General features: G+C 64.0%; 1 protein-coding gene and 2 pseudogenes. All 3 read right to left on the bottom strand.

The annotated features are described in order from the left end of the window. Window positions 1-183: 183 nt before the first annotated feature. Window positions 184-400: pseudogene (locus WS62_RS39005) on the bottom strand (transposase domain-containing protein); the annotation flags it as partial. Beyond that, window positions 388-1005, bottom strand: a pseudogene (locus tag WS62_RS05840) (IS66 family transposase zinc-finger binding domain-containing protein); the annotation flags it as partial. The pseudogenes WS62_RS39005 and WS62_RS05840, both read right to left, overlap by 13 nt. A gap of 63 nt (window positions 1006-1068) precedes the next feature. Continuing rightward, complete coding sequence (gene tnpB, locus WS62_RS37920) at window positions 1069-1776, bottom strand: IS66 family insertion sequence element accessory protein TnpB (protein ID WP_231748205.1); 708 nt, start codon at window positions 1774-1776, stop codon at window positions 1069-1071. Window positions 1777-2000: the final 224 nt, after the last annotated feature.

The raw sequence follows: 2000 nt of genomic DNA, 5'->3' as shown, positions 1-2000 counted from the left end.
CACCCGCGTCTTCCCAACGCCCCACCTCCCTTCTCACCCAACTCCTGCTCCAGCCATCGTCAGCCTTGTCTGCAGGCCTCGTCGCATCGCATGGCCGACGCGGTAGCGAGCCACTGGCGTGGGACGCTACCGCGCTACGTAAGCACCCGGTAAAGGCACCGAGGCATCGTGAGATGCCGCTGATCAAGCCGCGGCGAGCGTCCAGCGATGCGGGAGCAGCGCTGCGATGTCGCCGGCACGATGCGTGGGCAGTCGGGTGAGCACGTCTTTCAGGTAGACGTACGGATCCATGACCGTTAAGCTGCGCCGACCGGATCAGGCTCATGATCGCGGCGGCACGTTGCCCCGCGTGCAGTGAGCCGGCGAACAGTCAGTTCGACCTTCCGAGGGCAGGTGGTCGCCGTATTTGGCAACCAGCACCTGCGCCAACAGCCCGGTGGTCGGGATACCCTTGTCGATGACGTGAGGCGGCACCGGTGCCTGGATCAGGGTCCCGCAGTGCCGACAGGCCCACTTGCCGCGGATATGCCGCTCGACCGTGAACACGCCTGGCGCATAGTCCAGCTTCTCGCTGATGTCTTCGCCCACGCGCTCCCGCTGGCAACCGCACTGGCAAGTGGTGTCTTCCGGTTCGTGATGGATGTCCGTACGCGGCAGTTTCGATGGCAAGGGCACACGCTTCGGCTGCTGCCGAGGCTCAGCGGCAGGCGTGGCCGGTTGAAGCTGTTCGAGCTCGGCTTCCAGTGCCGCCAGGTCTGCATCGATCGCCTCGTCGAGCAGGCTCATCTGTTCGGCATCGAGCCGCTCGCTGCGCTTGCTGAATTGCAGGCGCTTGAGCACGGAGAGTTCGTGCGTCAGTTGATCGATACGCGTTTGCCGATACTGCAGCTCCCGCTCTCTCTCGCCAGCCTCCCGCTCTTGCTCGGTGACCTGCACGATCAGGTGCGCGGCCAACGCACGCAATAGTTCCGGGCTCAGGGCGTCGAGGTCGGTGGGCAAGTCCATGCAGGCCAGTCTGCCAGAGGCCGCTGCGGTACGGAAGCGAAACTGTTTACGTCCCGGTGCGCGTCATATCACGGTAATCGCGTGATCGGGCGTTAGCGTCCGCCACGGCAGACCCGTGACCAGCGCGCGCAGTTGCTCGGCATTCAACGGCAACGAAACCGACTGTTCACCATCGCTCCAGATGAAGCGACCCTTGTTCAGCCGACGCGAGGCCAGCCAGATGCCCAGCCCATCGTATACCAGCACCTTCATCCGTGTGGAATGCCGATTGGCAAACAGATACGCGTGATGCGGCCGTACTGCGCCGAACACCTTCACCACCCGGGCCAGCAACGTATCCGCACCGGCGCGCATGTCGATCGGCTCCGTCGCGAGCCAGATCGCATCGATGCGGATCATCTCAGCCAGTCCCGCAGCCACGCCGCGCGCCGGCCAATGCACCGTGACTATGGCGGCGCCCCGACGAACCTCGATCCGGATCTCCGACAGCCCCGCCGACGCAGACGACGCTTCCAACTGGAGCGGCACGAATGCCGCCCGCGGTGCTTCGAGTGCTTCTGCAGCAGCCGGTTCGATCACGTCCTGCTTCTGCCGGGCGACGACCCAGCGACGCACAAGGTTGGCGTTCAGCCGGTAATCCAACGCGACCGCCGCGATGGATACGTTCGGCTGCATCGCCGCGCGCACGACCTTCTCCTTGAACTCGCGGCTATGCCGGCGCCGTCGCGTCGGCTCTATCAGATCCAGCCCTTCAACCTCGTTGCCGTCCATGGTGTACACGTGTCCACTTAAAAATCTGGTGGACACGATCCTCCCGGTCATGAAGCGACTGGACAAAATGACTTCACCGGGGGCTTACCGCGCTACGATTGTCGATGGCGGTCAAAATCCGCGCTTTTCCGGCGGCGTCACGTAACGGCGGCATGACACAAGTTTCAAAATCGACGTTGCAGGAGCGACGAACCTGTCGGAAGCGGGATATTGACGCGGGGCGC

This window comes from Burkholderia sp. ABCPW 14 (genome assembly GCF_001523835.1).
Taxonomy (GTDB): Bacteria; Pseudomonadota; Gammaproteobacteria; order Burkholderiales; family Burkholderiaceae; genus Burkholderia; species Burkholderia mayonis.
This window is presented reverse-complemented; position numbering and strand designations above follow the sequence as displayed.

Coding starts and splice junctions, on each gene's coding strand:
- tnpB (WP_231748205.1), bottom strand. CDS start 1,776: ATGGACGGCAACGAGGTTGAAGGGCTGGATCTGATAGAGCCGACGCGA.